Source organism: Nostoc sp. UHCC 0252 (assembly GCF_034931145.1).
GTDB lineage: Bacteria > Cyanobacteriota > Cyanobacteriia > Cyanobacteriales > Nostocaceae > Nostoc.
On record NZ_JAYGHE010000010.1, the window covers coordinates 135,151 to 159,632 of the forward strand.

Annotated in this window: 27 protein-coding genes; 16 read left to right on the top strand and 11 right to left on the bottom strand. The window is 40.7% G+C overall.

From position 1 onward, the window contains the following. Positions 1-28: 28 nt before the first annotated feature. Positions 29-463, bottom strand: a complete 435-nt coding sequence (locus VB732_RS09320) for an NfeD family protein (RefSeq protein WP_323230543.1) — start codon at positions 461-463, stop codon at positions 29-31. Between the two features lie 232 nt (positions 464-695). Here VB732_RS09320 and VB732_RS09325 point away from each other — a divergent pair, with 232 nt between their 5' ends. From VB732_RS09325 to VB732_RS09350, 6 genes are all read left to right on the top strand, one after another. Further along, positions 696-2,696, top strand: a complete 2,001-nt coding sequence (locus VB732_RS09325) for a protein phosphatase 2C domain-containing protein (RefSeq protein ID WP_323230544.1) — start codon at positions 696-698, stop codon at positions 2,694-2,696. Between the two features lie 217 nt (positions 2,697-2,913). Beyond that, complete coding sequence (locus VB732_RS09330; RefSeq protein WP_323230545.1) at positions 2,914-3,174, top strand: hypothetical protein; 261 nt, start codon at positions 2,914-2,916, stop codon at positions 3,172-3,174. A gap of 604 nt (positions 3,175-3,778) precedes the next feature. Next, the gene (locus tag VB732_RS09335) at positions 3,779-4,447 is read left to right on the top strand and encodes a class I SAM-dependent methyltransferase (RefSeq protein ID WP_323230546.1); all 669 of its coding nucleotides are present in this window, start codon (positions 3,779-3,781) and stop codon (positions 4,445-4,447) included. A 300-nt stretch (positions 4,448-4,747) separates the two neighbouring features. Further along, the gene (locus VB732_RS09340) at positions 4,748-6,130 is read left to right on the top strand and encodes a DUF2079 domain-containing protein (RefSeq protein ID WP_323230547.1); all 1,383 of its coding nucleotides are present in this window, start codon (positions 4,748-4,750) and stop codon (positions 6,128-6,130) included. Between the two features lie 142 nt (positions 6,131-6,272). Next, a complete protein-coding gene (locus VB732_RS09345; protein WP_323230548.1) occupies positions 6,273-7,016 on the top strand; it encodes an amino acid ABC transporter ATP-binding protein in 744 nt (247 codons plus the stop codon). A gap of 131 nt (positions 7,017-7,147) precedes the next feature. Further along, positions 7,148-8,026 carry a LysR family transcriptional regulator gene (locus tag VB732_RS09350; RefSeq protein ID WP_323230549.1) on the top strand — a complete coding sequence of 293 codons (879 nt, stop codon included), beginning with the start codon at positions 7,148-7,150 and terminating at the stop codon, positions 8,024-8,026. 10 nt (positions 8,027-8,036) lie between these two features. On the opposite strand, the gene VB732_RS09355 is transcribed toward VB732_RS09350, so the two are convergent. Both VB732_RS09355 and VB732_RS09360 read right to left on the bottom strand, forming a co-directional pair. Further along, entirely contained in the window at positions 8,037-8,663 is a 627-nt protein-coding gene (locus VB732_RS09355) for a retropepsin-like domain-containing protein (protein WP_323230550.1), read from the bottom strand. Positions 8,664-8,832: 169 nt separating this feature from the next. Further along, the gene (locus tag VB732_RS09360) at positions 8,833-9,015 is read right to left on the bottom strand and encodes a hypothetical protein (RefSeq protein WP_323230551.1); all 183 of its coding nucleotides are present in this window, start codon (positions 9,013-9,015) and stop codon (positions 8,833-8,835) included. Between the two features lie 201 nt (positions 9,016-9,216). Here VB732_RS09360 and VB732_RS09365 point away from each other — a divergent pair, with 201 nt between their 5' ends. The 3 genes from VB732_RS09365 (at position 9,217) to VB732_RS09375 (ending at position 11,786) form a co-directional block, all read left to right on the top strand. Continuing rightward, on the top strand, positions 9,217-10,335 hold the full coding sequence (locus VB732_RS09365) for a hypothetical protein (protein ID WP_323230552.1): 1,119 nt from the start codon (positions 9,217-9,219) through the stop codon (positions 10,333-10,335). A 140-nt stretch (positions 10,336-10,475) separates the two neighbouring features. Beyond that, positions 10,476-10,943: a hypothetical protein gene (locus VB732_RS09370; RefSeq protein WP_323230553.1), complete on the top strand. Its 468-nt coding sequence runs from the start codon at positions 10,476-10,478 to the stop codon at positions 10,941-10,943. Then, entirely contained in the window at positions 10,944-11,786 is an 843-nt protein-coding gene (locus VB732_RS09375; RefSeq protein WP_323230554.1) for a hypothetical protein, read from the top strand. Between the two features lie 24 nt (positions 11,787-11,810). On the opposite strand, the gene VB732_RS09380 is transcribed toward VB732_RS09375, so the two are convergent. The 8 genes from VB732_RS09380 to VB732_RS09415 form a co-directional block, all read right to left on the bottom strand. Then, complete coding sequence (locus VB732_RS09380; protein ID WP_323230555.1) at positions 11,811-12,227, bottom strand: putative toxin-antitoxin system toxin component, PIN family; 417 nt, start codon at positions 12,225-12,227, stop codon at positions 11,811-11,813. Continuing rightward, positions 12,217-12,444 (bottom strand): hypothetical protein, encoded by a 228-nt coding sequence (locus VB732_RS09385; RefSeq protein WP_094328416.1) that lies wholly within the window; start codon positions 12,442-12,444, stop codon positions 12,217-12,219. Before VB732_RS09385 ends, VB732_RS09380 begins: the two co-directional genes overlap by 11 nt. Before the next feature lie 75 nt (positions 12,445-12,519). After that, positions 12,520-12,768, bottom strand: coding sequence for an AbrB/MazE/SpoVT family DNA-binding domain-containing protein (locus VB732_RS09390; RefSeq protein WP_323230556.1), 249 nt, complete (start codon positions 12,766-12,768; stop codon positions 12,520-12,522). A gap of 175 nt (positions 12,769-12,943) precedes the next feature. Further along, positions 12,944-14,347, bottom strand: coding sequence for a ferredoxin:protochlorophyllide reductase (ATP-dependent) subunit N (locus VB732_RS09395; RefSeq protein WP_069070721.1), 1,404 nt, complete (start codon positions 14,345-14,347; stop codon positions 12,944-12,946). A gap of 176 nt (positions 14,348-14,523) precedes the next feature. Then, complete coding sequence (locus VB732_RS09400; protein WP_323230557.1) at positions 14,524-15,315, bottom strand: DUF5331 domain-containing protein; 792 nt, start codon at positions 15,313-15,315, stop codon at positions 14,524-14,526. Positions 15,316-15,347: 32 nt separating this feature from the next. Further along, positions 15,348-16,214 carry a ferredoxin:protochlorophyllide reductase (ATP-dependent) iron-sulfur ATP-binding protein gene (bchL, locus tag VB732_RS09405; protein WP_323230559.1) on the bottom strand — a complete coding sequence of 289 codons (867 nt, stop codon included), beginning with the start codon at positions 16,212-16,214 and terminating at the stop codon, positions 15,348-15,350. 615 nt (positions 16,215-16,829) lie between these two features. Further along, positions 16,830-17,084 carry a TIGR02450 family Trp-rich protein gene (locus VB732_RS09410; RefSeq protein ID WP_099103731.1) on the bottom strand — a complete coding sequence of 85 codons (255 nt, stop codon included), beginning with the start codon at positions 17,082-17,084 and terminating at the stop codon, positions 16,830-16,832. 104 nt (positions 17,085-17,188) lie between these two features. Beyond that, positions 17,189-17,572 (bottom strand): hypothetical protein, encoded by a 384-nt coding sequence (locus VB732_RS09415; RefSeq protein ID WP_323230561.1) that lies wholly within the window; start codon positions 17,570-17,572, stop codon positions 17,189-17,191. 142 nt (positions 17,573-17,714) lie between these two features. Between VB732_RS09415 and VB732_RS09420 the strand changes: the two genes are divergently transcribed. The 7 genes from VB732_RS09420 to VB732_RS09450 all read left to right on the top strand — a co-directional run bounded on the left by VB732_RS09420 (position 17,715) and on the right by VB732_RS09450 (position 24,453). Beyond that, the gene (locus tag VB732_RS09420; protein ID WP_323230562.1) at positions 17,715-18,101 is read left to right on the top strand and encodes a DUF433 domain-containing protein; all 387 of its coding nucleotides are present in this window, start codon (positions 17,715-17,717) and stop codon (positions 18,099-18,101) included. A 199-nt stretch (positions 18,102-18,300) separates the two neighbouring features. Further along, positions 18,301-20,919, top strand: coding sequence for an ATP-dependent chaperone ClpB (gene clpB / locus VB732_RS09425; protein WP_323230563.1), 2,619 nt, complete (start codon positions 18,301-18,303; stop codon positions 20,917-20,919). 436 nt (positions 20,920-21,355) lie between these two features. Further along, entirely contained in the window at positions 21,356-21,589 is a 234-nt protein-coding gene (locus VB732_RS09430) for a hypothetical protein (protein WP_323230564.1), read from the top strand. A gap of 170 nt (positions 21,590-21,759) precedes the next feature. Then, positions 21,760-22,638 carry an STAS domain-containing protein gene (locus VB732_RS09435; RefSeq protein WP_323230565.1) on the top strand — a complete coding sequence of 293 codons (879 nt, stop codon included), beginning with the start codon at positions 21,760-21,762 and terminating at the stop codon, positions 22,636-22,638. A 10-nt stretch (positions 22,639-22,648) separates the two neighbouring features. Further along, entirely contained in the window at positions 22,649-23,062 is a 414-nt protein-coding gene (locus VB732_RS09440) for an STAS domain-containing protein (protein WP_323230566.1), read from the top strand. Further along, positions 23,049-23,447, top strand: coding sequence for an anti-sigma regulatory factor (locus VB732_RS09445; RefSeq protein WP_323230567.1), 399 nt, complete (start codon positions 23,049-23,051; stop codon positions 23,445-23,447). The genes VB732_RS09440 and VB732_RS09445 overlap by 14 nt, the downstream gene beginning before the upstream one ends. Before the next feature lies 1 nt (position 23,448). Then, positions 23,449-24,453, top strand: coding sequence for a SpoIIE family protein phosphatase (locus VB732_RS09450; RefSeq protein WP_323230568.1), 1,005 nt, complete (start codon positions 23,449-23,451; stop codon positions 24,451-24,453). The last annotated feature ends 29 nt before the right edge of the window (positions 24,454-24,482 follow it).

The window sequence follows — 24,482 nt, forward strand, 5'->3', positions numbered from 1 at the left end:
CCCATTCCCCATCCCCCATTCCCAATGACTAATGACTCAATAAATTTTCTGGTATCACAATCAAAGTAGTTCCCTCTCTCCTAACCACATAAACTCTTTGATGGGGTGCTACGGTAAATTTGTCATCGTCACATCGTGCTTGCCAAGAATTTCCCTCATACAATACCCGCCCTGTTTTTCCAGGCGGAATTTCTGTTAAGGTTTCAGCTATGACAGCATCCTGAATTTTCGATTTGTGTCGTCGTGGTTGCAAAAACCGACGAGAAAGCACAATTAGGAATGTGGAAAGTAATAGCCAAACCACAACTTGCAACCATACATTTCCCAAACCCACTCCAGACAGCAGCGCCACCACGAAAGCGCTAATTCCCATCATGAAAGCGACAAACGCCGATGGTAAAAACAGTTCCATTAAACACAGAACCGCTCCTGCCAGAAGCCAGATTAAGGTAAAACTTGGCATAGCGCCATCCTAAACTCTACATTGACGTAAATGCATTTCTACGATTAGATACAGCCAGACGTAAGTTATTTACAGAAAGCAAAACTTGGTATTTATACCAATAATTTTGATTAATTTCAGTAACTAGGTGTAGCTAGCGGTACATCAATCCAGTCTATTCTAGCCCTCAAGCCATTGCCAGCTAAAATTAATCGAAGTTCATGAGTTGATTGTTTTTTTTATTTATATTTTTATGATTTCTACTCAAGTGATAATTTATTGTATAAATCCAAACTGTCATAGCCCCATTAATCCGATGGGAGATAGTATTTGTGCTAGTTGTCAAACTCCTTTAGTTCACCGCTATCTTTGGGCTACTGGCTCATCTGCTGCTCAAATCCCACCAGGCACAAAGGTAGCAGACAGGTATGAGGTAATTAGTTCTCAGATTTGGCTGGATACTCAACCAAGACTGCTGCCAGATGTCCCTGAAGAATTGCCAAAGGAAGTAATTCCTTACCTACACTTATATCAAGAACGATTACATCTGCCCCAGGCTTATGGCTTTGCTAGTGATGGTGAAAAAGAGACAAATGATATCCTTTTATTAGAAAATGTACCGATAGATGAGACAGGAAATATTTATCCAACTATTGTTGAGGCATGGGAGCAAGCAACGGCGGTACGACAAGTTTATTGGCTGTGGCAAATTCTCCAACTTTGGAAACCTTTATCAGAATTAGGACTTAGCCGCAGTTTACTGGTAGCAGACAACTTGAGAGTTCAAGGTTGGTGTGTGCGACTGTTGGAACTCTACCAGACACCAGAAGAGAAAACGCTGAGTTTACAAAATCTAGGAGAGTGTTGGCAGTTTTGGGTAGCTACCGCAAAGACATCTGTAGCTAAAGCGTTACAAAACATAGTCCAGGAGATGTGTGAAACTGAAGTTGAGTTTGATGATATTGCTACTCAACTCAATGGTTTATTACTAGCATCTGCGGCAGAATTGCCATTAGTTTTGAAGGTGGCAGGCTCTACAGATATTGGCCCAATCATGGCGCAAAATGAAGATGCTTGCTATCCAAATACTTGGAGTGAGATAGATGAACCTTTATTGCATCACTTATCAATTGTTTGCGACGGCATTGGTGGACACGAAGGCGGCGAGGTTGCGAGTAAGTTGGCAGTGCAGTCTGTAAAGTTGCAAATTCGCGCCTTACTAGCAGAGGTAATAGAACAGAGTGTATTTGTATCACCAGAGTTGTTGCAAGAACAACTAGAAGCAAGCTTGCGGGTAGTAAATAATGTGATTTGTGCCCGCAATAACGAACAAAAACGCCAAGGCAAAGAACGGATGGCTACAACCATTGTCATGGCGTTGCAAATTCCCCAACGAGTGCAGACAAGTACTGGATGGCAATCAAATAATACCCATGAGCTTTACTTGGCTAATGTTGGCGATAGCCGTGCTTATTGGATTACTCGCAATTATTGCCAGCTACTCACAGTAGATGATGATGTGGCAACGCGAGAAGTCCGTTTTGCTAAAAGTTTATATCGAAAAGCATTGATCAGAACAGATGCTACTGCCTTAACTCAAGCATTGGGGACAAGAAATGCAGAATCTTTGCGTCTTAGGGTTCAGCGATTTATTGTGGAAGAAGACGGTATATTGCTGCTCTGTTCTGATGGCTTAAGTGATAATAACCGGGTAGAACAATATTGGCAGGATTATGCAATACCCGTGTTAACAGGCCAGATGACAGTTGAAAATGCTGTTCGCAACTGGATTAACTTAGCAAACGAAAAAAATGGGCGTGATAATACATCGGTTGTTCTCACTTATTGGCGTGTCTCCCCAGAATACTTATTACCCGTGACTCCGACGTTGCCAGAAGAGATTATAGAAGCAGGAATACAAGAAGAACCAGAACAAGAAGAACCAGAACAAGCAGAGGAACAAGAGGAATTAATTCCTCTCACAGAAAGTTCCCAAACTTTGCTAGATTTGGATTTAGATTTGGATTTAGATATTTCTGAAGAACCATTTATCAGCCCAGAAATTCCCCAAACCTTAATTACAAAACCTAATCTGAGTAAACGTTTGGTGAAGCTGGGGGGAGTGTTAGCATTGCTGGTGGGCGGTGCAACTTTAGGATTATTTGCTTGGTTGCAAATTAATCCTCAAGGATTCCAGCAAATGTGTCGTCAACTTCCTCAAAAAGCGCAACAATTGTGTCCACCAGGAAAATAAGAAATGAGGAATAATAAGGTATAGGTGACATTGGTTATTTGTTGCCCACCCATCTAAAAACTGATTAAAATTAAATATCGCTCAGGGGTGGGACTGGTATGCTTACTTCGCACTAATATTACATTATCTAGGGTATGTATTATTATGTGCATCTTCCTACAGAATTGGTATAAGCAGGTTACTTCTCTTGAAATTTACTTAACAAAGGTGATAAAAGATGAGCCGGATAAATCCTTATACACTGCAATTGCAGATTACCCGAATGTTTGAGCAAGGTCAATCATTTTTTGCCACAACTAAGGTACAAGAATGGTTGAAGGAACGCAAGCACAATCCAGAAGATTATGACATTCTTTTCCATAAAAAACCCGCACCTCCTGGTTCAAAAGAAGTGATGGTAGTGGAAATTGAATTACGCCGTAAAGATGGGCAACCTGTAGATCCTTGGTTGCAAGAACAAGCAAATCTACACGCCTGATATCAGCAAATAATAATTTTCAATCATCATTTTTATTATCTTGACAGAGTTTATAACAATAAAGATAGCGTTCCCAATTGTGGAACGCTATCTTTATTGTATTTGGATTAATCATAAATACTTTTTTATGTTAAGTAGATAAACAAAATTAATTACACAATGTCATTGCGAATGCAGCGAAGCGAAATGAAGCAATCGCAAGGGCTGGGATTGCTATCTCTACGAGACGCTCCGCGAACGCTTCGCTCGCAATGACTGTAATTAATTTTGCGTGGTTACTTATGAACATTAAATCTCAATCAGCAGTGGGTTTTTGCCTTTTGGTTTATTTTGAAATTTAAATTTTGATATCTAATTTTTATATCTATTGATAGAGTAGCCTATCTGTGAATTATTCCAAGACATATAAATAAATTATACTTCTATCTCTGTACTATCTCTTGAGGAGCTTGCTATAAATATCTATCTATGCATATTAGTCGAAATCACCCAATCAGGTGAATCAAGTGGGTGAGGTATAAGAAACACAAAGTATCGTATCTTAAGGCTGTAAGGAAATGGTTGCTTGGCACACCAATTTATAGCTTTAAAAATTAGGAAATGGATGATGACTGTAAACCAAATTATTGGAGATTCACAAAATCAGATTACTGCTAACTTTGCTAAACGTTTCTTTGCCTGGATGATGGCTCAAAGTAGCAGCACAGATAATAAAGTTATGAGCGATGTCTACGACGGGCTACGCCTACGCAAACATTCTCTTTTTGCAAATCTCCAAGGTACAGTGTTAGAAATCGTCCCTAACCTACCGTACTACCATAAAGATATTCACCGGATAGGAATCGAGCCAAAGCCATATACGCATTCTTATCTCCAAAAACAAGCAGAAAAACTGGGCTTAAAAATCGATCTCAGAATTGTTAATGCTGAATGGCTAGATGCTGAAGATAACAGTATAGATAATGTTGTTAGTACTTTAGTTTTGTGTTCAGTACCGAATATAGATTATACATTACAAGCCGTTTTAAGAGTGCTAAAACCCGGTGGACGCTTTTTATTTATTGAACATATCGCTGCACCTCAAGGAACTTTATTGCGAAAACTACAAAACAAAATTAGTCCTATTTGGAAAGTGATAAGCGATAGTTGTCATCCAGATAGAGAAACTTTGATTGCTTTAGAAAACGCTGGCTTTGCTAGTGTCCATTATGAGAAATTTGATGCACAACTGCCTATTATTAGTCCTCATATTATTGGCGTAGCGACAAAGTGAAATAAATTTTTATTCCATTTGTTCCTTAAAATTTTTTAAATTTGTTTTGAAAGATTCTTTAACCCAATACGGTTTAGTTAAGGCTAAAAACAAAACTGGTGTAGGTTGGGTTGAGAAACGAAACCCAACATTATCAAGGCTTTGTTAGGTAACACTAAAGTTCAACCCAACCTACGATTCTTCTTAACCCAAGCGTATTGTTCTTTAACCAATTGTTTTATTATTAAGCTATATTAATATGCTTTGGTAGCAAGCGCTTCTGTATTAAACTAGTAAATTGATTATTTATTAGTTGTTGATATGCAAAGAAAGCTTGGTTACATTAGCTTTTTAGTTATTATAGGTACTTTAATATTATTTGTTTCTAGTAGTTTAAGACATCTTTTATTTAAATCTAACGCTCTTGATTTAGCTCTTTTTGATCAATGGGTATATTTGATAAGTCAGAATTTACCCCCAATATCTTCTTTTTTCGGATTTCATGTTGTAGGCGATCATGCAGCTTTTATATTATATCCAATAAGCCTACTGTATAAAATACACCCTAGTGAATATTGGTTATTTTTAGTTCAAGCTTTTGGTTTAGCTTTTGGATGTTTACCTATTTATTTATTAAGTTTACAAGCAGGATTATCTATACCTTATTCAAGAGCAATAAGTTTGTCTTATTTACTTTATCCTGCTTTATTTAATAGTAATTTTTTTACTGATTTCCGTCCAGAGAGCATAGCAGTTCCTGCATTATTGTGGGCAATGTGGGCAGCTATAGAGAAATGTACTTATCAATTTTTTTTTGCTATTGGGTTAGTTTTAATTTGTAAGGATAGCTTAAGTTTAACGGTAATAGCTTTTGGTGTTTGGCTACTATTACAACATCGAAGAGTTTATGGATTAGGTTGTATTATAATAGGCCTATCTTGGTATATTTTCACTATTGGTTATTTAACACCTTTGTTGAGAGGCGGACAAGCTGGGGGAGTTGTGTTTTATGCTTCTCTTGGTAGTTCTCCAAAGGAAATAATCATTAATATTCTCAGTAATCCTAATTTAATTTTAGGTAAGTTTTTGTCTCCCAATGCATTATTTTATTATTTTCTCCTTTTATTACCAGTAATTATTGGCTTACATTGGAAGCAGATACTGTTTTTAATACCTGCATTACCTATGTTATTATTAAATATCATTTCTGATTATGCGCCGCAACGAGATTTAGTTCATCATTATTCATTACCAATTTTCCCTTTCATTATTGTATGGTTAATATATTCCATAAAAGAATATCAACAAGAGAATAAGAGGCGCTGGTTAAAACCTAAAATATTAATAATCTCTGCTACTGTTTGTTTTCTAGCATTAGCTAAATACGATTTTTTTATAACACGTTATTTGCCAAATTTACCCAATCTTCCTTCTTTATACACTGCTGTCAGTCTAGTCAAAACTAAGGAAAGTGTTTTGACTACAGTAAATATGGCTCCTCACTTAGCTAAACGCCAAATTATTAAGCTAATTAGTAAAGATCGTCCATCAGAAAAGTATAATGATGTTTTTAAGTATATACTACTAGATTTAATAAATAATAAATCTGAGTTTGTTCCTGATTTAATATATCAACTTAAAAATAATTCTACTTTCAAACTTGTATATGAAGCTGATGACGTTTTTTTGTTTGTCAAGGTATGATATAAAATTGATTATGATTGATCGGCGATCGCTATGGTAACAAGTTATTGTTGCTATCTAAAATTAGTAATTACTTGATAGTCATTCCATCAGCTTGCCGCTTGGCTCGCTAGGTTGCTAAAAAATTCAGAGGTGCAAATCCGTGACAACAGAACAAGCGCCGATAATTATTGCTGAAGATGTTCACAAGTGGTATGGAAAATTCCACGTTCTTCAGGGTGTAAGTTTGAGAGTTAATCGGGGAGAAGTAGTAGTTTTAATGGGGCCATCTGGTTCGGGTAAATCTACCTTTATCCGTACATTTAACGCTTTAGAAGAATATCAAAAAGGAAGAATTGAAATCGATGGCATTACTCTCAGCCATGATTTACGAAATATTGAAACTATTCGCAGAGAGGTGGGAATGGTATTTCAGCAATTTAATTTATTTCCTCATCTGACAGTGCAGCAAAATATCACTTTGGCACCAATTTGGGTTAGGCGATCGCCAAAGCCAAAAGCCGAAGAATTGGCGATGCAATTACTAGAAAGAGTGGGAATTTTAGAACAGGCGCAAAAATATCCAGGACAGTTGTCTGGTGGACAACAGCAACGAGTAGCGATCGCTCGTGCTTTAGCCATGCAACCCAAAATCATGCTGTTTGACGAACCTACCTCAGCTTTAGATCCAGAAATGGTACGAGAAGTTTTAGATGTTATGCGAAATCTCGCCCGTGATGGAATGACAATGGTAGTCGTCACTCACGAAGTTGGATTTGCGCGTGAAGTCGCCGACCGAGTTATTCTCATGGATAGTGGTTCCCTCGTCGAGTCAGCCACCCCAGACACCTTTTTCAGCCACCCCAAAGAAGAAAGAACACGCAAATTTTTGTCACAAATTCTCTAAAACCTCCGCGCTACTCTGCGCTTACCTCCGCGCCCCTTTGCGTTTTACTTCTAACCTTTTGTCCTGACTACATTCTCGTAAAGCACGACTCATTGCTTATAGAGAATTGAAACTTATAAAATATCAAAAAAATGGAATTGCGACACCTGCGCTACTTTATTGCTGTAGCTGAGGAACTGCACTTTAGTAGAGCCGCCGAGCGATTGCACATTGCTCAACCGCCCTTAAGCCAGCAAATTCAGCAACTAGAGGCGCAATTGGGGGTAGAACTGTTTCAGCGTAAAACCAAGCGACAGGTACAGTTAACGGAAGCTGGACAAGTATTTTTGCAAGAAGCTTATCAACTTTTAGCTCAACTGGAAAAGGCAATTGAGCTAACCCAAAAAACAGGAAGAGGTGAAAAGGGACAATTGCGAGTCGGGTTTACCAGTTTAGTAACTTACGATTTGCTTCCTGTAATTTTGCGACGGTTTCGAGAACAATTTCCAGAAGTAGAGTTGATTTTGCAGGAATTAACCACAACTCAGCAAGAGCAAGCGCTACAAGAACGTCGCATCCATGTAGGCTTTGCCCATCCACCGTTAGAAGACAACACACTCAATCAAGAGTGCATTCAGCAAGAAGCTTTAATTGTGGCTATGTTAGAAACTCATCCCTTAGCTGAACAAGAAAAGATTTCAGTGCGATCGCTAGTAAACGAAAACTTTATCATGTTCCCTCGCCATTTGGGCCCCGGACTTTACGACCAAATCGTAAGTTTTTGCCAGCAAGGAAATTTCAGCCCGAAAGTGACTCAAGAAGCGATTCAGATGCAGACAATTATCGGATTGGTTTCGGCGGGAATGGGGATTGCGATCGCACCGTCTTCATTGCAAAATCTTCAAAGGGTTGGTGTAGTTTATCGCGCTGTAGAGGAGAAAACACCATTAGTAGAAACGGCTATAGTGTGGCGGGAAGAAGATATGACACCTGTTTTACAAAAGTTTTTGCAAGTTGTGAGAAGTGTCTAAGGTTAATTGATTAGTTGTCTCCACGCCATGTAAAAATAATTTGTTCATCAGCTTGCCTGAACTCAATATTAAATTTATCAAATACAACTTCTCTTCCTAGAAGTAATTGCTCTCCACCTGTGTTAGTTTGTAACCATGCCACAGTAGCAATAAAACTGTGTTTATCAATTGTCATTTCAACATTACGTAAAACATACTCAACTCTTCCGCCAATAGTTTCTGCTAATAATTTTGATTCTGCATCAGCCAAAGCATAGCCTAAATCTTGACCGACTTTTAAGGAAATTAAACTTAATTCAGCACCAGAGTCTACTAACATTATTGTAGAAACTTCTATATCTCTATGCTTCAGCTTTACATGATAATTTGGTTGCCAATCATGTCGAGCAACTGTACGAAAGCGAACTGGTAGAATTTGGATAGAAGCAGTACGACGTGGAACTAAGTAAATTACAAATGGCTGTTCTGAAGTATCTGCCAATTCTAGAACTTCATGTAAGTTTTCACTATGAGCGATTAAGCCATTAGCATTATAAGCAACATATTGATTTTTATATAAATCTAATAACATTTGGCGATTCTGGTTTAGCCATTTCAGCATTTGCTCACTTTCATCGGGAGATGGTGTTTTATTCATAGATTTTGGTGATAATTTCAGCCATTTTCTACCAGCTTGCCTTTACTTATGATTGTATCTGCGATCGCTCTGCATCTTCTGGTTAAAAAATAGCGATCGCTTTAACTAAAACAATATCCCAGTCTCAATAACCTTTATTGCTCATAATGATATTTGTAAGTCAAAATAATCAATCTTCTTCAATTTCATAAGTTTGTGATTCAAAGACAATTTTTTCATATTCATCTAAATTAACAAAAATTAATTTACCTTTTTCTACATTTTCTAAAGCTTTGAGTAAATATTTTTTGTTAATTTTTGATTTTAGAAGATAGGTAGTTTCGTCTTCTTCAGATAGTGGTTCAACTAGCATAACGACTTGTACAAAATCTTCCGCATCTTTCCCACCCTATTGTAACTGTATCTGAGTGAGATGAATTTGAGCGATCGCTATTGCATAAACTACAACTAAAATTGGGAATACTGAGTAAAGCGTAGGTATTTGCTATGCAGAATCGAAGCGACTACCTCCCAGACATCACGCTGCTGAAATTTTAGCAACTAGGAGAAAATTATGAGTTTACCAGTTACAGTCACCTTTATGCTTGCTGATTGGATTGTCAAAGGGCTAACAAATGGAACTCTTGAACGGGTTGGAGGTGTAATTAGGGAAGTAGGCAGTAAGCGAGTAATTACTTGGTTGAGAGAGGTTAATTCACCTCCTTTTAAAGAAATCTTTCCACCTGGAATTTTGCAGGTAACTAGTGCAGCCAGTATATTAAACCTGGGTGTCTCAGTTATAGGTTTTGTTGTAATAGCACAACGGCTTAAGGAATTAGAACAACGCTTACAACAAGCACAAAAAGTGTTAAATAACATTAATCGTAAAATCGACCTTAGTTTCTATGCAAATTTTCGTGCTGCAATCGAATTAGCAAATAATGCTTTTACAATGACCAAAACTGAGAATCGTAGAAACAGCGCCCTACAAGCTATTAACCGTTTTTTAGAAGCAGAGCATATTTATGCTGAATACACCGATATCGAAATTGAGCAAAAAAGCCAAATTATTGATGAATATCTACTAACTTTATCTTTAGCTTACTTAGCTGAAGCACGTTGCTATTTAGAGTTAGAAGAACATGATACAGCACTTCGCCGCTTTCAAGAAGGAGCAAAAGTTCTCCGTTCACGTATTAAAAAATATATTGACATTGTACTCACTTCTAACCCAGCAGCATACTTACAACCTTGTTACAAAGGTCAGATAGATTTGCGTAGGCTAACACGAATTTACCAGTGGAGTAACCCCAACTTAGATGAAAATGCAGTTTTTGATATGCAACGTGAGAACTTATTTAAAATGGGAGAAGAGTTATATTCTACATATAAATGGGTAGATTCACTCCCACCAGCAGTTTTAACTCGTGATGAAGTTCAAGGAGGTTGGTTTGGCCCAGATCATAAGGATTTAAAACAAGAAGCAGATAAACGTCTTCCTAAAGTTATGGAAGCGGTAGAATCTATGATAGAAACCCATTGCCGTTTTAAATCTTACCAAACAGAATTGCAAGCAATATCCCAATTAGGAATCAGCTTTCATGACTGGCTTAAATTAACTCCGTCTACAGAAGTTAAACCAGACGGTGCAGAATTAATGTATATAATTCCATCCAAACCTTTAGAGTTATAACCTTCCATGTTATAGCGCTAGTTGATAAATAAACACTTGAAGTGGGAATACTGAGTAAAGCGGGAGTATTTATTGCCTAGATGCAAAACTGCTTGTAACTAAATATCCTGCGACGGAAGTCTATCAACTAGGAAAAAATTATGAGTTTACCAGTTCAAATTACCTTTAAACTTGCACCATATATTGCTAAAGGGTTAGCTCAAGGGGTATATGCAGTATGTGGGGGTATAATTGTGGATAAAAAGAATAATATCCTTGGATTTTTAAGAGGAACAACTCCAACCCCTACGAGTTCCTCTAATAATGTACTCAACCTGATTATTTCTGGTGCGAATTTGCTAACTTCAGGAGCAAATATAGCTGTGTCATCTAAGGGATTTAGCAATGTAAACCATCGATTAGATAAGGGTTTTGGTGATGTAAACCAGCAATTAAGTAATATTGAAAATCAAATCCAAGCAATTGGAAAACCTTTACAAATAAGTCCAGAGCTTTTGCAGATAACTACTGCTGCTAGTGTACTTAATCTGGGGGTATCTGTGATGGGTTTTGCTGTTATATCGCAGCGTCTCAATGAGATAGAAAACCAATTAAAACAAGCAGGATAATTGTTAAATAAAATTAATCGCAAAATTGACCTGAGTTTCTATGCTAACTTCCATGCTGGAATCGAATTAGCACTTAATGCCTTTACGATGACTAAAAATGAAAACCGTAGAAGCAGTGCCTTACAAGCTATCAATCGCTTCTTAGAAGCAGAACATATCTACAAAGATTACACAGTTAATGAACTTTCCCAAAAAAGCCCAATTATTGACAAATATATACTGACATTATCTCTAGCCTATATTGCAGAAGCACGTTGTCATTTAGAACTAGAAGAACATGAAACAGCGCTTCGTCGTTTTCAAGAAGGGGGAAAATTTATCAGGTTGCTGCTTCAAAAATATATTGAACTCATGCTTACTTCTAATCCAGCAGCATACTTACATCCTCAGTTTAAAGGTCAGATTGATTTGCATAAACTAACCCAAATTTACCAATGGATTGACCCAAATTTTAATGAGAATAGAGTTTTCGAGATGCAACGCGAGAATATGTTTAAACTAACTCAAAGTCATGATGAATGGCTATCCTCACTTCCATCAGCAATTGTAGATCGTAGTGAAATTCAATGGGGCATATTCGGAGGAAATCCTACACCATTCACAGGGAGATTTGAAAAAGAAGCTTACAAACGTCTTCCCCAAGTATTTGAAGTAATGGAATCTATGATTGAAACCAATCGCCGTTTTGAAGCATATCAAACAGAAGTACAAGCAATATCCCAACTAGGAATCAGTTTTCATGACTGGCTTAAATTAACTCCGTCTACAGAAATTAAACCAGACGGTGCAGAATTAATGTACATTATTCCATCCAAACCTTTAGAGTTACAGCCTTCCATGTGAACTAAGTACAGGATTAAAGATGAATTAATCAAGGTCAATAAAGTCTCTGGGACTAATAATCTGGTTTTGATATTCGGCTAGGGTATTGAGTGATAAAAGGTCTTGATCTCCTGTGATTAAAAATTCTGCATTGGCATCTTTAGCAAGTTCTAAAAATTTGTTGTCATCTGGATCTCTACAGGTGTTTATTTGAGATTTTATTTCTATAAATTGACTGTACTTTTTAACTATGTCCAAAAAATCTTGCCGATCTTCATCTGAGATATATTTATCGAACTTACGTTTGTAAATTCGTGTGTTTAATTCTTGATAAGTTTCATCACTTTGAGCAATTTTAAATTCTTTATAAACTTTATTTAAAGCTTTACGGGCTGTTCCATTAGGACTTAGAGCAGCACTAAGTAAAACATTCGTGTCAATGACAATTAGTTTATGATTCATCGGCAAGTAATTCTTCTAGAGTTTCTTCGGTTAATCCTTTGGCTTGAGCATTTCTGCCGATTCTGTCAAAAACACTAAGTAAATCTTCATCTTTATTATTTGAAGAGGTTTTCTTTATTTCTTGAATAAGTTGTTCTTGTTCTTGTGCGGGAAGTTGTAAGACAAGATTAAGAATTTGCTCGAAGGTTAGGGGGAGTTGATAGGTTTTTTGAGTCATGGTGAGTTCTGGAGTTAGGGAATAGAAACTTGTTAGATTTTTTAATCAGGTTTGAGCCAGTTTTCTACTTTTAAATCACGATTCCTCTATACCTTGGCGAATTGCATTATCCATATCCTCAAGAGTTTTAGGTTTTTCTTGATATTTTAAATAACCTGCTACATCATCTAATTTAGTTTCTGGAAAAAGTTTCTTAGGCTTTAAAAGAATTCCATCACCCATATCAATAACAATAAATTCTTGACCTACTTCCCATTGATGAGCTTCACGCAAAAATTGGGGAATAATTACTTGTCCTTGAGAAGACAATTTTATAATTTCCATTATATTTAAAAGTAAAAAATATCAGACTAATATAAAAATTTTAGCATTTTTGATTATTCCAATTTCTCCTCTTCCTCTGTGTTCTCTGCGCCTCTGTGGTTCGTAAAAAAAAGGACGAACCTCAAAAGTTCGCCCATAACATAGTATTATGCTGTTGCTGAATCCAAACCCAAATTTAAATCTTCGCTTCTTCTCTTACCAACTTATCCCAACCCAAATCTTTCAAATTATTATTCCGACGCAACGGACGAGTCACCAATTCTAACATATCACGCGCATTTGTAAAGCCGTGAATTTGAGCAAAAGTGAACTCCACCGACCATTTTGTATTAATACCGCGTGCTTCCAATGGGTTAGCGTGAGCCATACCGGTAATTACTAAATCTGGTTTCAACTCATAAATCCGTTGAAGTTGATTGTAATTATCCGGCTTCTCTACAATCCTTGGCAGGGGTGAATTCATTTCCTGGCAAGTTTTCTCCAGCAATGCCAACTCAGCAGCTTGATAGCGCTTATCCATGTAGGGAATGCCGATTTCGTGAACAGTCATCCCACAACGGATTAAGAATCTTGCTTGGGAAACTTCCAATAAGTTATCACCCATGAAGAATACAGACTTACCGCGAATCAGTTTTACGTAATCTTCCAAGCCTGCCCAAATTTGTGCTTCCCGTTCATCCAAACCCTTGGGAGTAATACCGAACACCGAGCAGATTTTCTCAATCCAAGCGCGAGTACCATCGGGGCCAATGGGGAAGGGTGCGCCAATGAGTTTACACTTGCGGCGGCGCATTAAGGTGGTAGCTGTGCGGCTGAGGAAGGGGTTGACACCAGCGACATAATACCCTTCTTCCAGCACTGGCAATTCTGTGAAGCGCTTCGCGGGTAGCCAGCCGGAAACTTTGATGCCTTGTTTCTTTAGTTCCAAGGTTAACTGAGTAACTACGGGGTCGGGAAGGGAGCCAAAGAGAACTAAGGGTGGATGATCTACATACTCAGATTCATCTTGGGCGACATCTTCTTTCTTTTTACCGAAGTTGAGCAATTTAGCGATCGCATTACGTTCACTCTTTTCTGTTTCCGCCACCGGAGACTTATCAGGACAACGGTTAGCCATTGCTGCTAACACAGTGTCTTCCCCTTGGGTGAAGGCGTAATCTAGACCATTTGCCCGCGCTACAACGATGGGAATCCCGATTTCCGATTCTAGTTTCGGTGCTAAACCTTCTAAATCTGTTTTGATAATTTCGGTGGTGCAAGTGCCAATCCAGACAATTACACTAGGATTGCGATCGCGTTTAATCTGCAAGCACAACCGCTTTAACTCTTCATAATCACTCAGTTGTGCGGAAATATCGCCCTCTTCCAACTCTGCCATTGCATAGCGGGGTTCAGCAAAAATCATCACCCCCATCGCATTTTGCAGGAAGTAGCCACAAGTTTTTGTCCCAATTACCAAAAAGAAGCTATCTTCAATTTTTTGGTATAACCACGCTACGCAGCTAATTGGACAAAAGGTATGGTAATTTCCAGTTTCACATTCAAAGCTTAAAGCTTCTGGTTGTTGAGCGACAGTCATTTTGGTTTTTTCTCCCCTTGATATTTAATGGCAGGTCAACCAACTTTAGATTTTAGATTGACGATTTTGGATTGAAGGCTGAGACAGCAAAAGTATCCTATGTCTAACGACAATTTCCCTAATTCCTAACCCAAAATCCCAAATCTAAAACTTAAAATTGCGAGGAACGGCAATAATTAAGCGTTGGGGAAGAGACGGGCAATTTCTGATTCATCAAAAACGCCTGCTGGCAGTTCTTCCCCTAAAAAATCGTTATTTTCTTCAGCCTTTTGCAAAGCTGTTTCATCACCCCAGACATCTGATAACACGTCTTTAAACGCATTCTCATCTAGTGAGCTATCTTCAAGCACTTCATCATCCAGCTTTACTTCCATTACAGCTGTTGCATCTGCATCGAAAGCAATTTCCCCAAACTCATCTGCTTCTAAACCGGAGGTTTCGAGAGACTCATCTTTTGAAACGTGTTCGTTGGATAAGGAAATATCGCCAAAGCCATTTTCGGTTTCTTCCAACCCGCTAATTTCCAGGCTTTCATCCTCAGAATCCACCATCGTGAACTCTTCAACTACCGCCACTGCCACAAAGCCATTTGTATGAGAATGTGTCAATGTTTCATCTTCAGGCTTTTCCTCGATGATACTTGCTGCTTCTTCTGCGTATTTCTCTACATCTGGGTTGACGACGAAGCGATTACCGAGAGCTAAATCTGGATCAAAATGTAAATCCAGCACCTCAATTAAGGTATCAGCATCAGGATTAAGTTTGGCAAAGGGCAACATTAACTGCGCTAGCTTTGGCTCTAGGGCGTTAAGAACTCCCAGGATGAGGTAAGAAGGTGGACGCTTCCCGCCATCAGGGGTGTACACTGATTCCACTTCCATGTGCAGGGTAATCCAGTCTCGATTATTCTGGAAAAATTGCAACCACTTTTGCTTTATCGAATCTGTAAAACTGTGAAAGAAAGCCATATTATTGTCCCCCATCCTGAGAACTTGGTGATTTATACAATCATCAAGTCTAGTTCCTCTTCTGAATTAGGAACCTGGGGTTTACCCGGATTTAGATAAAAATCGGATAACAAAGCGAACAACTCCCGATCTGGTGTGTCATTAGGTACAACACCTTCGGGACGCGCCAGAATTTGGTCGGCAATGTTGAGATAGTAGTCGCAAACGTAGTTTAGGGAAGGATCTTGCTCTGCCATTTCAAACAAAGTTTTGCCTTTCACACGGGAAACACGGATATCTTCAATTAGAGGTAAAACTTCCAAAACTGGCATTGGCACAGCTTCTATATATTTTTCAATCAAGTCGCGCTTGGAGGTGCGATTGCCAATCAACCCAGCTAAACGCAGTGGGTGAGTTCGAGCTTTTTCGCGCACTGAAGCAGCAATCCGATTGGCAGCAAATAAAGCATCAAAGCCGTTGTCTGTAACGATCAGGCAGTAATCTGCATAGTTGAGTGGTGCTGCAAAACCACCACAAACTACGTCACCCAGAACGTCAAAAAGAATTACATCGTATTCATCAAAGGCGTTGAGTTCTTTAAGTAATTTTACGGTCTCACCGACTACGTATCCACCACATCCAGCACCCGCAGGTGGGCCACCAGCTTCTACGCAATCCACGCCACCGTAGCCTTTGTAAATCACATCTTCCGGCCAAACATCTTCGTAGTGATAATCCTTTTCTTGGAGGGTGTCGATAATTGTCGGAATCAAAAACCCAGTCAGGGTAAAGGTACTGTCATGTTTGGGGTCGCAACCAATTTGCAGCACTTTCTTGCCACGTTTAGCTAGGGCGACGGATATGTTACAGCTAGTTGTGGATTTACCGATACCACCTTTTCCGTAGACTGCTAGTTTCACTGTTGTTTCCCTCTTATAGCTTCTTATCAAACTTGTGGCTCAAACATTTGCCTTCACCTTTCCTGAGATGGCGATGCGTGAGGTCTGTGAATGTCATTATTGGGCAAATTACCTAGAAAAGAAAGTGGCTCTTAATTTGGAAAACGGTCTTATCCAATGAATTAAACCACAATTGTATATATTTGGGGTTTTATAAGGCTTAAAGACTTTATTAGCTCTAAAAACCATAAATAAACGATTTTTATTATTTATTTTTATAAAAATAGTTACAAAAAACAAAAAACTGAAATTGGCTTTTTTGAATGCTTTTCATAGAATTAGCTGACGATCGGACAACGTGTTTTCAAGGCATTGGAGCGCAGGCGCAAGGGTAAAGAGAGGTATATGCAGCCTGATGCTGGAAATACTAGTGGAATTTGCGTTAGCGTAGCTCACCGAAGGTATCGCAGATAAATTGCCAGTTTTCAGTCGGTAGTCCCAACCATTTAATTGCTGCTTGAGAGTAAGTTACTCTGATTTTGTAAAAAATTATTAATTTATCAAATAAGAAGGTAGCAGCCCAGCCCACTAAGGGGCGTTCCCAGTCAGAAACTAGGAACGAAGGAGCGAGGCAAATCAGGACACCTCAGTTTCGAGTCCGTGGATTTCCTGTAATGTTTGCCAGCCAGCTTGCCACTGGGAGTTATCTTGTAATAATTTGGCATTTATCCAAAAACGAACTTTAGGATCACAAGCAGCAACCATTTCGGCGTAAACCCACTTAGCCTGATTTTTCCGATTGACTACTTGAAAGTGTCGCCAACCATCAACTTTTTGCTGTGCCGTCCACTTAGAACCAACTAGGTAAGGAAATTTTTGTTTTTTAGTCATTTGTTATTAGTCATTTGTCATTTGTCATTGGGAAAACACTTTCTTTATTTCCCATTCCCAACTCCCCATTCCCCATTCCCAGTTTCCAATTCCCCACTCCCAACCTAAGATGTAACTAAATCGCCGTTACGGGTAAACTTTTGGCAATCCAACTCACTATCTTGCTGGACACATAGCGAAAACCATCTGATATGACTCCAGCAGGTATTGATATTGTTGGTAATTTTGCGTTTTTTCTTGGAAAGGCGTTGTCTTACAACTTCATTAGGGCAAAGAATTTCTAACGTACCCGTACCGTCTTCATAATTGACAATGCGAAATAGACACTCTTGCAACATCGCACGGCTGCTGCTGTCGAAGAACCGCTTAAATCGTTGCAGCTTTTCCCCTTCAGTCATTTGGCTGATGGGTTTTATTTTCAAGAAATCTTCATCCTCAAAATCAAAGTCATTATCTTCAAAGTCGTAAGGGTCAATCATTGTCAGCATCCACTATGCGACCTTGAATTATGGTAACTCTGTGTGCAGGCAAGAGGAGAATAGCAGGGGTAAGTTAAAAGAATTTCGTCATCACATCAATTCGATAAATGACTAAGGTTAAGATGAGAGAAGCTTTTGAGAAGTAAGCGGTATGACTTCAGCATCTAATGAAAAAGCAACGATCGCCCGCACGGAAAGAGGACTGACGATCGCAGGTACGCGCATTACCCTATACGATGTGATGGACTATGTGACAGAGCAGTATCCGCCAAAGTTCATTCGTGCCATGCTCAACTTGACAGATCGGCAAGTCAATGATGCTCTGTCTTACATTGAGACGCATCGTCAAGAGGTTGAAGCAGAGTATCAACTCGTTCTCAAGGAAGCTGAAGAACTGCGGCAGTACTACAAAGAACAGAATCGTGAGTTGGTTGAGAAAATTGCCAAAATGCCGCCACCACCAGGACGAGAAGCGGCTTGGGAAAAACTTCAGGCGCAGAAAGCCAGACTTAAAGCCAAACTTGAACCCCAGACATGATTTTTCTCGTCGATCATAATCTTGAGGGACACGCACTGGGAACTACGGGAAAATACCACTTTTACAAGACGTGAACACCGATCTAGGCGATCGCTATCCCCTTCATACAATATCTATTAAGAACAGAAATTATCTTTACTTGGTGTTCTGGTGGTAGCCTGCAACAAGCTGCTGCGCCTTTACGTTCCTGAAAAAGCCTATGCAACCTACTAATCCTAACCAATTTACAGAAAAAGCCTGGGAAGCGATCGCCCATACCCCGGATATTGTTAAACAATATCAACAACAGCAAATTGAAAGTGAACACCTGATGAAAGCGCTGCTAGAACAAGATGGTCTAGCAACTGGGATTCTCACCAAGGCGGGTGTTAACCTGCAAAAACTGCGCGATCGCACCGAACAATTTTTCCAACGTCAGCCAAAAGTATCTGGTACTAGTAGTTCTGTCTACTTAGGACGCAGTTTAGATACACTTCTAGATCGGGCAGATGTGTATCGCAAAGAGTTTCAAGACGAATATATTTCAATTGAACACTTATTGTTGGCTTACGCTAAAGACGACCGTTTTGGCAAAGCTTTATTCCAAGAATTCGGTTTAAACGAAGGCAAGCTAAAAGATATTATTAAACAAGTTCGGGGGAGCCAAAAAGTGACCGATCAAAATCCAGAAGGCAAATACGAAGCACTGGAAAAATACGGGCGTGACCTTACAGAAGCCGCACGTAAAGGTCAACTCGATCCAGTTATTGGGCGAGATGATGAGATTCGTCGAACTGTGCAAATTCTGTCTCGCCGCACCAAGAATAACCCTGTGCTAATTGGTGAACCGGGTGTTGGTAAAACTGCGATCGCTGAAGGATTAGCACAACGCATTATCGCAGGTGATGTACCCCAATCCCTCAAAGACCGCAAGCTGATTTCTTTAGATATGGGTGCTTTGATTGCAGGGGCCAAATTCCGGGGTGAATTTGAAGAACGCCTGAAAGCAGTATTAAAAGAAGTTACTGAATCTGGCGGCAATATTGTTTTATTTATTGATGAAATTCACACCGTTGTCGGCGCTGGTGCAACCCAAGGCGCGATGGATGCTGGTAACTTATTAAAACCGATGTTGGCGCGGGGCGAATTGCGTTGTATTGGGGCGACAACTCTAGATGAATACCGCAAACATATCGAAAAGGATGCCGCACTGGAAAGACGCTTCCAGCAGGTTTATGTCGATCAGCCGAGTGTCGAAGATAGTATTTCGATTTTGCGCGGGTTGAGAGAACGTTATGAAAACCACCACGGAGTGAAGATTTCTGATAGTGCTTTAGTTGCCGCCGCCGTATTGTCGAGTCGATATATTAGCGATCGCTTCCTCCCTGATAAAGCCATTGACTTGGTAGACGAAGCCGCCGCCAGATTAAAAATGGAGATTACCTCCAAACCTGAAGAACTCGACGAAATCGATCGTAAAATTCTGCAATTGGAAATGGAGAAGTTATCGCTGAAAAAGGAAAGTGATGCAGCTTCTCGTGAACGTCTAGAAAAATTGGAAAAAGAAATTGCTGATCTCAAAGAAGAACAAAGAACTCTGAATTCTCAATGGCAATCTGAAAAAGATATCATTGACAAAATTCAGTCCGTTAAAAAAGAGATTGAACGAGTCAACTTAGAGATTCAGCAAGCAGAACGCGATTACGACCTTAATCGCGCTGCGGAGTTGAAATACGGTAATTTAACCAGCTTGCATCGTCAATTAGAAGCAGTAGAAGCTGAATTGGCAAGCGCCCAAAGAAGCGGTAAATCACTATTACGGGAAGAAGTAACAGAAGGTGATATTGCCGAAATTATTTCTAAATGGACAGGGATTCCGATCAGCAAGTTGGTGGAATCGGAGAAAGAAAAACTGCTGCATTTAGAAGATGAACTGCACCGTCGCGTGGTTGGACAAGAAGAAGCAGTCACGGCTGTAGCAGATGCAATTCAGCGATCGCGTGCTGGATTGGCTGATCCTAATCGTCCCATTGCTAGCTTTATTTTCCTTGGGCCGACAGGCGTTGGTAAAACCGAATTAGCGAAAGCGCTGGCGGGGTTTATGTTCGATAGCGAAGATGCGCTGGTGCGAATCGATATGTCTGAGTACATGGAGAAACACGCCGTCTCCCGCTTAATCGGTGCGCCTCCAGGATATGTGGGTTACGAAGAAGGCGGACAACTTACGGAAGCAATTCGCCGCCGTCCTTACTCAGTGATTCTCTTCGACGAAATCGAGAAAGCACACCCCGATGTCTTCAATATCTTCTTGCAAATTCTTGATGATGGTCGCGTCACTGATGCCCAAGGTCATAAGGTGGACTTCAAAAACGCTATTATCATCATGACTAGCAACATCGGTTCCCAGTACATTCTTGATGTCGCTGGAGATAATGCCCACTATGACGAAATGCGCCGTCGAGTCATGGAAGCGATGCGAAATAGCTTCCGTCCAGAATTCTTAAACCGGATTGACGAAATCATCATCTTCCACGGTTTAGATAAGAAGGAATTGCGGCATATTGTACTACTGCAAGTTGAGAGATTGCGCCAAAGATTGAGCGATCGCAAAATATCCCTGAAACTCTCGGATGCTGCACTTGACTTTTTAGCAGAAGTAGGGTATGACCCAGTTTATGGTGCGCGTCCACTGAAGCGGGCGATTCAGCGCGAGTTAGAAACTCAAATTGCCAAAGCTATTTTGCGTGGTGAATTCAACAACGGCAACACCATCTTTGTAGATGTGCAAAATGAGCGTCTTTCCTTTAGCCGCCTACCTGCTGAAGTGTTTACCAGCTAATTAAATTCATTTTAGACTTCACGCAAAGACGCTAAGTTACAGAAAAGCGTCTTTGCGTTTTTTATGAAACTCATTTTCATTCAACTTTTACAGACGAATTTTAAATACATGAAACCTGCTAAGTAGGTAAACATAATTAATTACACAATGTCATTGCGAATGCAGCGAAGCGAAATGAAGCAATCGCAAGGGCTGGGATTGCTTCGCTCGCAATGACTGTAATTAATTTTGCGTAGCTACTTATAAGCAAACGATCAAGAAGTACACCTTATCAAGGCTTTGTTGGGTTTCGTTCCTCAACCCAACCTTGTATCTTAAAAATAGTAGTAGACCGTCCCAAGCGTATTGTCCCTTAATCCCCCCGATGTATTGGCTACGGTGTACACACAAGTCTTTTAGATGTTACTGCGTAACATAAGTACGCATCGCAACTAAGGTGCAAGTCAACACAACTAAGATGCAAGCCGATGCAACTAAGGTGCAAGTCAACGCAACTAAGATGCAAGTCGATGCAACTAAGATGCAAGTCGATGCAACTAAGGTGCAAGTCGATGCAACTAAGGTGCAAGTCGATGCAACTAAGATGCAAGTCGATGCAACTAAGATGCAAGTCAAGAGACTTGTGTACACCGTAGATCATAAGAGCGGGGCAAACCCATCTAAATACTGACGAGCCTGAATCAGAGTGGAATTTAGCAAAACCCTAATCAAATAAGGCTTTCAGGAAATTAAATATTCCGCGATCGCCAATGGTGGGATGTTGCCTAGCTCTGTGAAAAAAATCACCTCTAACTTCAGCTTTCACGTTGGGCTGAATCAGCATACACTGATTTTGGACTAATGAAAGCGCTTCCCCTTATAGAAACGATGAGCGAAAGTAAGATACCAAAGATCCTGGAAACCTTCGAGGCAGAACTGCTGTCGGAGTGGATTCAGGAATTAGCTACTGTCAATATTCGGAGAGGCTTGATTAAAGAAGCCGAGCTAAAGGAAGAGTGCCGGGAATTCCTGAGCCTGTTTCGGCTCGCTGTTGGACAAGGCAAGTTGACTAATATTCAGGCAGGTGCGTGGGAGCAGATGCGGGAGATATTGACCAGCATTTCTCGATCGCGATCGCAAAAAGGCTTCACACCATCGGAAACAGCTACATTCGTTTTTTCGTTCAAGCAACCCCTCTTCAACCGAATGCGTCAGCAATTGCAAGACCCCATTGAGTTGGGTGAAGAGATTTGGCTAGCCACAAACTTACTCGATCAACTGGGATTGCTGACAGTTGAAGTGTATCAAAAGGCGCGGGAAGAGGTGATTTTGCGGCAGCAAGAAGAATTGATGGAGCTGTCTACCCCAGTAATTAAACTCTGGGAGGGAATTTTGGCATTGCCGATTATCGGCACCCTGGATAGTGCCCGTACTCAAATGATGATGGAGTCGTTATTGCAGAAAATTGTTGAAACCGGGTCAGAAGTTGCCATCATAGACATTACCGGGGTTCCCACCGTGGATACTCTCACCGCTCAACATCTGCTTAAGACCGTTACTGCCGCCCGTCTGATGGGAGCGGATTGTATGATCAGTGGCATTCGTCCTCAAATTGCCCAAACGATCGTTTATCTCGGCATTGATTTGGCAGATATAATCACCAAGGCAACCTTAGCCGATGCCTTTCTCATGGCGCTAAAACAGTTGGGAGCGAACATTACCCGCTCTCAACCCAAATAGGTAGGAACCGATGGAACGCATTCCTATACTTAAAATGGGCAATTTGCTGCTGGTGACGATCCAAGTGGATATGCACGATCGCCTTGCCATGATGCTACAGGATGACTTGACCAACCGCATCTCTCAAACTCAGGCTCATGGTGTCTTGATCGATATTTCGGCATTAGATATTGTTGATTCCTTCATTGGTAGGATTTTAGCGAACATTGCCAGAATCTCACGGGTGATGGATGCTCAAACAGTTGTCGTTGGGATGCAGCCTGCCGTGGCAATTACCCTGGTGGAATTGGGGATGTCGCTGACGGGCATTCGCACTGCCCTAAACGTAGAAAAGGGCATGACACTGTTGCGATCGTCACTCAATGAAACCACAAATCAGGTCGCTGCCACCAAATGGCGTGTAGATGACGATGCAGAAGACTGAAACGATTAACATTCAATCTTCTGGTGATGTAGTCTTAGTTCGGCAAGCCGTGCGCCAGGTGGCCGTGGAGATTGGCTTTGGTTTAGTAGACCAAACTAAAATTGTCACCGCCGCCAGTGAGTTAGCCCGTAATACCCTAGACTATGGGGGAGGTGGCACAGTAAAACTAGAAACGCTTCAGGACGGGAGGCGGCGAGGACTGCGGCTGACCTTTGAAGACTGTGGCCCGGGAATTCCCGATATTGATCTGGCGCTGAAGGATGGGTTCACCACGGGTAGCGGATTGGGTATGGGATTGAGCGGTGCTAAACGACTGGCTAACGAGTTTGAGATTCAGTCTGTGGTGGGAGAAGGAACACGGGTAATAATTGTACGATGGAAATAAAATGCCAGAATCTGTCGCCATTACAATTACTGAATCTAGCCAGAGTGGGGAAGCGCGACGGGTAGCGATCGCTTTAGCAACTCGCCTCGGTTTTCAAGAAACGGAACGGGGCAAGGTTGGCATTGTGGTGACAGAGCTTGCGAACAATCTGATTCAGCACGGTCAGGGTGGGGTGTTATTGCTAAGATTGCTCGAACACGATTCAGCCATCGGTATTGAAGTCTTGTCTCTAGACAAAGGACGGGGGATGGTTGATGTGGACGAGTGTTTGCAAGATGGCTTTTCTACAGGTGGAACCTTGGGCAATGGACTGGGTGCAATTTCCCGCCTCTCTGGTTTATTTGAAATTTACTCCATTCGCAACCAAGGGACGGCGCTCCTTGCCCACCTCTGGTCAGACTCGACACCCCACCAGCCGGAAAAAATCTTAGAAATTGGGGCAATCTGTTTACCCAAACGAGGGGAGGATGTTTCGGGAGATACCTGGGCATATCAAGTTGATCGTTGTCGCAGCCTATTGCTAGTAGCCGATGGCTTAGGGCATGGGCCTGCGGCGGCTGATGCGTCCTCAAAAGCCGTAAGAACCTTTCAAGAACACGATCGCTCTCCTCGTGCGATCGTCGAAGCTGCCCACGCCACCTTGCGAAGTACACGAGGAGCGGCACTCGCCATTGCCGAAATTGACTTTGAACAACAGTCTGTCCGCTTTGCCGGAATTGGCAATATCGCTGCCAGCATTTTCTCCTTTAGTGAACGCCACCATCTGATATCTAACAACGGCACAGTCGGACATGAAATCCGCAAAATTCAAGAGTTTAGCTATCCCTGGTATGCCAAGGGACTTTTAATCATGCATTCTGACGGATTAGATACTAAGTGGCAGCTTGATCGCTATCCAGGTTTGAGCCAAAAACATCCCAGCCTAATTGCAGGTGTCTTATACCGAGACTTTCACCGAGAACGGGACGATGTGACGGTGTTAGTGGCTAAGGGAATGGGGAGTTGAGGGAGGGGGCTAATAAGTAATAAGTAATG

Coding starts and splice junctions, on each gene's coding strand:
- VB732_RS09420 (WP_323230562.1), top strand. CDS start 17,715: ATGACTTCAGCATCTAATGAAAAAGCAACGATCGCCCGCACGGAAAGA.
- VB732_RS09440 (WP_323230566.1), top strand. CDS start 22,649: ATGGAACGCATTCCTATACTTAAAATGGGCAATTTGCTGCTGGTGACG.
- VB732_RS09365 (WP_323230552.1), top strand. CDS start 9,217: ATGAGTTTACCAGTTACAGTCACCTTTATGCTTGCTGATTGGATTGTC.
- VB732_RS09360 (WP_323230551.1), bottom strand. CDS start 9,015: ATGCTAGTTGAACCACTATCTGAAGAAGACGAAACTACCTATCTTCTA.
- VB732_RS09380 (WP_323230555.1), bottom strand. CDS start 12,227: ATGAATCATAAACTAATTGTCATTGACACGAATGTTTTACTTAGTGCT.
- VB732_RS09410 (WP_099103731.1), bottom strand. CDS start 17,084: ATGACTAAAAAACAAAAATTTCCTTACCTAGTTGGTTCTAAGTGGACG.
- VB732_RS09395 (WP_069070721.1), bottom strand. CDS start 14,347: ATGACTGTCGCTCAACAACCAGAAGCTTTAAGCTTTGAATGTGAAACT.
- VB732_RS09390 (WP_323230556.1), bottom strand. CDS start 12,768: ATGGAAATTATAAAATTGTCTTCTCAAGGACAAGTAATTATTCCCCAA.
- VB732_RS09320 (WP_323230543.1), bottom strand. CDS start 463: ATGCCAAGTTTTACCTTAATCTGGCTTCTGGCAGGAGCGGTTCTGTGT.
- VB732_RS09385 (WP_094328416.1), bottom strand. CDS start 12,444: ATGACTCAAAAAACCTATCAACTCCCCCTAACCTTCGAGCAAATTCTT.
- VB732_RS09435 (WP_323230565.1), top strand. CDS start 21,760: ATGAAAGCGCTTCCCCTTATAGAAACGATGAGCGAAAGTAAGATACCA.
- VB732_RS09400 (WP_323230557.1), bottom strand. CDS start 15,315: ATGGCTTTCTTTCACAGTTTTACAGATTCGATAAAGCAAAAGTGGTTG.
- VB732_RS09370 (WP_323230553.1), top strand. CDS start 10,476: ATGAGTTTACCAGTTCAAATTACCTTTAAACTTGCACCATATATTGCT.
- VB732_RS09340 (WP_323230547.1), top strand. CDS start 4,748: ATGCAAAGAAAGCTTGGTTACATTAGCTTTTTAGTTATTATAGGTACT.
- VB732_RS09335 (WP_323230546.1), top strand. CDS start 3,779: ATGATGACTGTAAACCAAATTATTGGAGATTCACAAAATCAGATTACT.
- VB732_RS09355 (WP_323230550.1), bottom strand. CDS start 8,663: ATGAATAAAACACCATCTCCCGATGAAAGTGAGCAAATGCTGAAATGG.
- VB732_RS09330 (WP_323230545.1), top strand. CDS start 2,914: ATGAGCCGGATAAATCCTTATACACTGCAATTGCAGATTACCCGAATG.
- VB732_RS09450 (WP_323230568.1), top strand. CDS start 23,449: ATGCCAGAATCTGTCGCCATTACAATTACTGAATCTAGCCAGAGTGGG.
- VB732_RS09325 (WP_323230544.1), top strand. CDS start 696: ATGATTTCTACTCAAGTGATAATTTATTGTATAAATCCAAACTGTCAT.
- VB732_RS09350 (WP_323230549.1), top strand. CDS start 7,148: ATGGAATTGCGACACCTGCGCTACTTTATTGCTGTAGCTGAGGAACTG.
- clpB (WP_323230563.1), top strand. CDS start 18,301: ATGCAACCTACTAATCCTAACCAATTTACAGAAAAAGCCTGGGAAGCG.
- VB732_RS09445 (WP_323230567.1), top strand. CDS start 23,049: ATGCAGAAGACTGAAACGATTAACATTCAATCTTCTGGTGATGTAGTC.
- VB732_RS09415 (WP_323230561.1), bottom strand. CDS start 17,572: ATGCTGACAATGATTGACCCTTACGACTTTGAAGATAATGACTTTGAT.